A 7,029-nucleotide genomic window follows, 5' to 3' on the forward strand; every position below is an offset into this window, starting at 1 on the left:
CTTCTGGTTACGACCCGTAGTAGGCGTTCTTCATGATCCGCTCCATGTCGTCGAGCATCGGCATCCGCGGGTTGGCCGGCGCGCACTGGTCGAGGTAGGCGTTCATCGCCTGCTGCGGCAGCGCCTCGACGAACTCCTGCTCGTCGACGCCGGCGCCCTTGAACGACGACGGGATGCCCACCGCGTCCCGCAACTTCTCCACGGCGCGGGCGTACGATTCGACGCCCTGCGCGGGGGTCTCGGCGGGCAGGCCCAGGTGCCGGGCGATCTCCTGGAACCGCTCCGGGGCGATGTACCGCTCGTACTTGGGCCAGCTGTTCAGCTTCGCCGGCACGGTGCCGTTGTGCCGGATCACGTGCGGCAGCAGGATCGCGTTGGTCCGGCCGTGCGCCACGTGGAAGGTGGCGCCCAGCGTGTGCGCCATGGCGTGCACGATGCCGAGGAACGCGTTGCCGAACGACATGCCGGCGATCGTCCCGGCGTTGTGCATCTTCTCCCGGGCGATCGGGTCGTCGCTGCCCTGCTTCACCGCCCGTTCCAGGTTCTCGAAGATCAGCTTGATCGCGTGCAGTGCCAGGCCGTCGGTGAAGTCGCTCGCATAGACCGAGACGTACGCCTCGGTCGCATGGGTCAGCGCGTCGAAGCCGCTGTCCGCGGTCACCACCGGCGGCAGGTCCTTCGTCAGGTGCGGGTCGATGATCGCCACGCTCGGGGTCAGCGCGTAGTCGGCCAGCGGGTACTTCTGCCCGGTCGCCGTGTCGGTGATGACCGCGAACGGGGTCACCTCGGCGCCGGTGCCGGACGTCGTCGGCACACAGACCAGCTGCGCCAGGCTGCCCAGGGTCGGAAACTTGAAAGCCCGCTTGCGTACGTCGAAGAACTTCTCCTTCATGTCCGCGAAGTCGACGTCCGGGTGCTCGTAGAGCAGCCACATCACCTTCGCCGCGTCCATCGGCGAACCACCGCCGAGCGCGATGATGGTGTCCGGGCCGAACGAGCGCATGAGCTCGGCGCCGCCGCGTACCGTGTCGATGCTCGGCTCCGGCTCCACCCCGTCGATGATCTGGATCGTCACCGGCTCCGGGCGTTCCCGCAGCACGTTGCTGATCCGGTCCACGTACCCGAGCTTCGTCATGGTGTGGTCGGTGACGATGGTGACCCGCCTGACGCCCGGCATGTCCCGGAAGTAACGGATGGCGTGCGGCTCGAAATACATCTTCGCGGGCACCTTGAACCACTGCATGTTGTTCGTCCTACGGCCGATGCGCTTGATGTTGAGCAGGTTCAGGGCGGACACGTTGTCGGACACCGAGGTGTGCCCGTAACTGCCGCAGCCCAGGGTCAGGGACGGCCGGAAGCCGTTGTAGATGTCGCCGATGCCGCCCTGCGAGGCGGGCGCGTTCCAGATGATCCGGACCGCCTTCATCCGCTTGCCGAACCGCTCGGACAGCTCGGCGTCCTTGGCGTGCACGACCGCGCTGTGACCGAGACCGTGGAACTCCACCATCTGCTCGGCGTACCAGATGCCCTGCTCCTCGTCCTCGGCCCGGAGCACGGCCAGCACCGGGCAGAGCTTCTCCCGGCTCAGCGGCTCGGCCGGGCCGACCTCGGAGATCTCGGCCAGCAGGATCGAGGTGTCCTCGGGCACGCTGAACCCGGCCTGTTCCGCGATCCACACCGGCGACCGGCCGACGACCGAGGCGTTCAGCTTCTCGCCGACGCAGTCGGTGCCTTCACCGTCCGGCGGGAAGATGAAATCCTGCAGGAGCTTCTTCTCCTCCGGCCGGACCACGTAGGCGTGCAGCCGGACGAACTCCTTCAGCGCACGCTCGGCGATCGACCGGTCGAGGATGACGGCCTGCTCGGAGGCACAGATCATGCCGTTGTCGAAGGTCTTCGAGACCACGATGTCGTGAGCGGCCCGGACCACGTCGGCCGACGGGTGGACGTACGCCGGAACATTGCCGGCGCCGACGCCCAGCGCCGGCTTGCCGGTCGAATACGCGGCCCGGACCATCGCGTTGCCGCCGGTGGCCAGGATGGTCGCGACACCGGGGTGGTTCATCAGGGCGGCGGTGGCCGCGAGGGACGGCTGCTCCACCCACTGGATGCAGTTCTCCGGGGCACCGGCCGCGATCGCCGCGTCCCGGACCACGCGGGCCGCCTCGGCGCTGCACCGCTGGGCGTTCGGGTGGAAGGCGAAGACGATCGGGTTGCGGGTCTTGAGCCCCAGCAGCGCCTTGAAGATCGTCGTGGAGGTCGGGTTGGTGACCGGGGTTACCGCGCACACCACACCGACCGGGTCGGCGATCTCGGTGATGCCGTTCACGTCGTCACGGTGGATCACGCCGACCGTCCTCATCCCGGCCATGCTGTTCGTGACGTGCTCACAGGCGAAGATGTTCTTGACGGCCTTGTCCTCGAAGACGCCGCGCCCGGTCTCCTCGACCGCCAGCATCGCCAGCTCGCCGTGCTTGTCCAGCGCGGCCACCGAGGCCTTGCCGACGATGTGGTCGACCTGCTCCTGGGTGAAGTCGGCGTAGGCGTTCAGAGCCCTCTGCGCGTTCTGCACCAGCAGGTCGATCGTCGCTTCCAGCTCGCCCACGGTTCTCTTCCCCTTGCCTCGAGTCGGCGGGGGTTGCCCCCGCCTCTCTATCGTCGGCTCGGCGGAGCCGGCGGCACGCGGCGTGAGGACCCCTCCTGAGAGGCCGAAAGTCCCGTCGGCGCGACGCCGGCGGGACTTTCGAGAGATTGCGGGATCAGGCGCCGAGCTTGCGCGCCAGGTTCTCGTCCAGGGCGTTCATGAACTCGTCGGTCGACAGCCACGGGGCGTCCCGGCCGATGAGCAGCGCGAGGTCCTTCGTCATCTGACCGCCCTCGACGGTCTCGATGCAGACCCGCTCCAGCTTCTCGGCGAACTCGGTCACCTCGGGGGTGCCGTCCAGCTTGCCGCGGTGCTTGAGGCCACCGGTCCAGGCGAAGATCGAGGCGATCGGGTTGGTCGAGGTCTTCTCGCCCTTCTGCCACTGCCGGTAGTGCCGGGTGACCGTGCCGTGCGCGGCCTCCGCCTCGACGGTCTGGCCGTCCGGGGTCATCAGGACCGAGGTCATCAGGCCGAGCGAGCCGAAGCCCTGCGCCACGGTGTCGGACTGCACGTCACCGTCGTAGTTCTTGCAGGCCCAGACGTAGCCGCCCTCCCACTTGAGCGCGGCGGCGACCATGTCGTCGATCAGCCGGTGCTCGTACGTGAGACCGGCCTCCTTGAACTTCTCCGCGAACTCGGTCTCGAAGATCTCCGCGAACAGATCCTTGAAACGGCCGTCGTACGCCTTCAGGATCGTGTTCTTGGTGGAGAGGTAGACCGGGTAGTTGCGGGCCAGGCCGTACCGGAACGAGGCGCGCGCGAAGTCGCGGATCGACTCGTCGAAGTTGTACATCGCCATGCCGACGCCACCGGCCGGGAAGTCGGCGACGTGGAACTCCAGCGGCTCCGAGCCGTCCTCCGGCGTGAAGGTGACGGTGAACTTGCCGGCCTTCGGCGCGACGAAGTCGGTGGCCTTGTACTGGTCGCCGTGGGCGTGCCGGCCGATGATGATCGGCTTGGTCCAGCTCGGTACCAGCCGGGGCACGTTCTTCATGATGATCGGCTCGCGGAACACGACACCGCCGAGGATGTTACGGATCGTGCCGTTCGGCGACCGCCACATCTTCTTCAGGCCGAACTCCTCGACCCGCGCCTCGTCCGGCGTGATCGTGGCGCACTTGACGCCCACACCGTGCCGCTTGATGGCGTTGGCCGAGTCGATCGTCACCTGGTCGTCGGTCTCGTCCCGGTACTGGATCGACAGGTCGTAGTACTCGAGGTTCACATCGAGGTACGGCAGGATCAGCTGCTCACGAATCTGCTTCCAGATGATCCGGGTCATCTCGTCGCCGTCGATCTCAACGACCGGGTTCTTGACCTTGATTTTCGCCATCGGCCGGCGCTCCTCTCCCGAAACACACGCTTAGCAGTACGAGCGTACTGCCCGCCCCGCGAAGATCGCCGGGCGGCCCCGTACGACCGGCTGCCCTCTACCATCCCAGGGAATGAAGATCCGGCGCGCGGATAAGCACTACGAAGCCCGCCACGGCGGTACGGCGGACCGGTTCGCCGGTCTTGCACCTGTTGCCGCCGTCACCGCCGGGATCACCGTGTCGCTCGTCACCGGTGCCCTTTTCCGCGACGACGTCGCCGCAGCGGCCCATCGGATCCTCGGCGACCACCGCACCGGCCTCGTACTGGCCGGCTGGTGTTTCGTGGCCCTCGTCGCCGGCACCGCCGCCCTCTGCCTCCGGGCCGCGAACTCGCGCCGGGTCCGCAGCCGGGCCGCCCGCATCACGCTCGTCGTCGTCGCTGCCCTGGCCGCCCCCGTCGTCCTCTGGTTCCTCCCGGCCCGCCAGGACAAGGACCCCTTCCCGGCCGCGACCGACGACTTCGTCACCGGCGGGCAGACCGCCTGGATCACCGTCCTGGCAGCCGGAGCCGCGATCGTCTTCGGCAGCCGCCGGCTACTCGTCCCGGCCGTCCTGCTCGTCGCCGTCATATCGATCGCCTCGCTGGCCGCCACCATCATCTTCGGCGGCGAACCCTGACGTCACCGTCGTCCTTGGTGACGCTCCCGCGTCCGTCGGTGGCGATCCCGCGTCTGTTGACGACGGTTTCGCGTCCTTGGTGGCGGAACCTGACGTCACCATCGCTCTTGGTGGCGAACCGTGGGGTCACTGTCGATTTAGCGGCGAGCCGCGGGGGTCACCGTCGTCTTGGCGGCGGAACTTAACATCGAGCGGTGGCCCCCGATACCTCGAAGCGCCGGCAGCACTCGCGCGGCCAGAATCGACGCCGGAGCACCAGTACACGGCCCGGAAACGCAACGGCCCGTCCGGCCACCCCGGCCGCTGCGCCGACGCCCCCACCGACACCGTCGCTCGGCCGGGTGGCGCTGGGAGCTCTCGTCTGGCTGGTCGGCAGCGTCGCGTTCTTCATGCTCGTCGCCGTCCGCGAATCCAGCGCCCGGGGCTGGGTCGACGGGGCACGCTCGCTCACCGGCGGACAACGGTGGGGTATGGCGATCGCCGGCTGGCTGATCGTCTTCGTCGCCTTCGGTCTGGCCTGGGCTCTGCTGCTGCTTCGCAAACGGGTCCCACGCTGGGGGCTGTGGGCCGTCGCCGTCGTGATCGCCGCGCTCGCGCCGACCGTTCAGGCGCTGTTCCCGTACGAGGACCACTACATCGTCCACCTGATCAGCGGGCCGGGTGGCGCGGCCTTCGTCACCGGCATGCGGTGGGCCGCGGCGGCCGCGATCATCCCGTTCCTCGTGGTCCCGTTCGTGCTGCTCAACGACAAGCTGAAAGATCGGTTCGGGGAACCGGAGCTGCGGCGCGCCACCACCGTCCTGGTCGCCGGTTTCGTGGTCATCACCCTGATCGCCGCACCGCTGACCGTCTGATCCCGCAATCTTCACCCAGCACTGCGTCCCTACCCAGCACTGTCCTACCCAGCACTGTCCTTACCCGGCACCGCCCTACCCCGCACCGTCCTACCCAGCGCCGCCCCGGCGCCGCGCCGTCCTTACCGGACTGCGGGAACGGCGAAGGCCGGGGCGCGCGGCCCCGGCCTTCGGCGAAACGGATCAGAGACCGGCGACGTCCGCCTGCTTGGCGCGGACCGCCTCGGCGGCCTCCTTCAGGCCGGCCAGCTCGGTGTCGGTGAGCTTGTCCTCGACGACCTTACGGATACCGGTGGCACCCAGCTCGGCCTCGACGCCCAGGTAGACGCCGGAGATGCCGTACTCACCGTCGACCCAGGCGCAGACCGGGACGACCTCGCCGGAGTCCTCAGCCACGGCCTTCGCCATCCGGGCGGCGGCGGCCGACGGGGCGTAGTAGGCCGAGCCCGTCTTCAGCAGCGCGACCACCTCGGCGCCACCGTTACGGGTGCGGACCACCAGCTCCTCGATCTTGTCGGCCGGCAGCAGCTCGGACAGCGGCTTGCCGTCGACCGTACAGCGCGACGGGACCGGCACCATGGTGTCGCCGTGCGAACCGAGGGTCAGCGCCTTCACGCTCTTCACCGGGACGTTCAGCTCCTCGGCGATGAAGTTGGTGAAACGGGCGGTGTCGAGGACACCGGCCTGACCGAACACCTGGTTCTTCGGGAACTGGGTGGCGAGCTGCGCGAGCGCGGTCATCTCGTCGACCGGGTTCGACACGACGATGACGACGGCGTTCGGCGCGTACTTCTTGATGTTCTCCGCGACCTGACGAACGATCTTGGCGTTGACCTCGAGCAGGTCCATCCGGCTCATGCCCGGCTTACGCGGCAGACCGGCGGTCACCACGACGACGTCCGAACCCTCGATGGCCTCGTAGCCCTCGCCGTTCGGCCCGGTGCTCGCGCCGATGACCTTGGTCTCGTAGCCCTCGATCGCACGGGCCTGGTTGAGGTCGAGCGCGAGGCCGGCAGGCTTGCCCTCGATGATGTCGGTGAGAACCACCGTCTCGAAGATGTCGTACTCGGCGAGACGCTGCGCGGTCGTGGACCCGTAGAAACCGGCGCCTACGACGGTTACCTTCTTGCCCATAGCTCTGTCTCCCAGTGTCCGGGCGATTTTTCGCGACCGTATCAGCCGGTTAACGCATGATTACCAGCCGGTCCGTTGAACGGGACCTAAGCCACTGGTCCAACTCCCACGCTACGCCCTACTTGATCAACAGTGGCCGGGACCCGGCGCTGTATGAACCGTCGGGATACAGCACTGCGTTCGGGCCCCGGTCACCCGGCCAGAAGCCAGCGCTGCAACAAGAACCCAGATACAGCACTGCGCTCGGGCCCCCGTCACCCGGCCAGAAGCCAGCGCTGCAACAAAAGCCCGGATACAGCACTGCGCTCGGGCCCCCGTCACCCGGCCAGAAGCCAGCGCTGCAACAAGAACCCAGATACAGCACTGCGCTCGGGCCCCCGTCACCCGGCCAGAAGCCAGCGCTGCA

General features: G+C 68.1%; 5 protein-coding genes. 2 read left to right on the forward strand and 3 right to left on the reverse strand.

Going from position 1 to position 7,029, the window contains the following annotated elements; all coding sequences use genetic code 11:
* Positions 1–7: 7 nt before the first annotated feature.
* Together adhE and AB0G04_RS16670 are read right to left on the reverse strand one after the other, a co-directional pair.
* Positions 8–2,605: a bifunctional acetaldehyde-CoA/alcohol dehydrogenase gene (gene adhE / locus AB0G04_RS16665; protein ID WP_360982885.1), complete on the reverse strand. Its 2,598-nt coding sequence runs from the start codon at positions 2,603–2,605 to the stop codon at positions 8–10.
* Positions 2,606–2,759: 154 nt separating this feature from the next.
* Complete coding sequence (locus AB0G04_RS16670) at positions 2,760–3,977, reverse strand: NADP-dependent isocitrate dehydrogenase (protein WP_360982888.1); 1,218 nt, start codon at positions 3,975–3,977, stop codon at positions 2,760–2,762.
* A 112-nt stretch (positions 3,978–4,089) separates the two neighbouring features.
* Here AB0G04_RS16670 and AB0G04_RS16675 point away from each other — a divergent pair, with 112 nt between their 5' ends.
* Together AB0G04_RS16675 and AB0G04_RS16680 are read left to right on the forward strand one after the other, a co-directional pair.
* The gene (locus AB0G04_RS16675) at positions 4,090–4,635 is read left to right on the forward strand and encodes a hypothetical protein (RefSeq protein WP_360982890.1); all 546 of its coding nucleotides are present in this window, start codon (positions 4,090–4,092) and stop codon (positions 4,633–4,635) included.
* A 341-nt stretch (positions 4,636–4,976) separates the two neighbouring features.
* Positions 4,977–5,489 (forward strand): hypothetical protein, encoded by a 513-nt coding sequence (locus AB0G04_RS16680; RefSeq protein WP_360982892.1) that lies wholly within the window; start codon positions 4,977–4,979, stop codon positions 5,487–5,489.
* Between the two features lie 183 nt (positions 5,490–5,672).
* Here the strand turns inward: AB0G04_RS16680 and mdh are convergent, their stop codons facing one another.
* The gene (gene mdh, locus AB0G04_RS16685; protein WP_360982894.1) at positions 5,673–6,623 is read right to left on the reverse strand and encodes a malate dehydrogenase; all 951 of its coding nucleotides are present in this window, start codon (positions 6,621–6,623) and stop codon (positions 5,673–5,675) included.
* Positions 6,624–7,029 lie beyond the last annotated feature (406 nt).

The organism is Actinoplanes sp. NPDC023801 (assembly GCF_040639655.1).
Lineage (GTDB): Bacteria > Actinomycetota > Actinomycetes > Mycobacteriales > Micromonosporaceae > Actinoplanes.

What these genes read in the sequence shown, in the direction of transcription:
- AB0G04_RS16670 (WP_360982888.1), bottom strand. Translation starts at nt 3,977, where the DNA reads ATGGCGAAAATCAAGGTCAAGAACCCGGTCGTTGAGATCGACGGCGAC.
- AB0G04_RS16675 (WP_360982890.1), top strand. Translation starts at nt 4,090, where the DNA reads ATGAAGATCCGGCGCGCGGATAAGCACTACGAAGCCCGCCACGGCGGT.
- mdh (WP_360982894.1), bottom strand. Translation starts at nt 6,623, where the DNA reads ATGGGCAAGAAGGTAACCGTCGTAGGCGCCGGTTTCTACGGGTCCACG.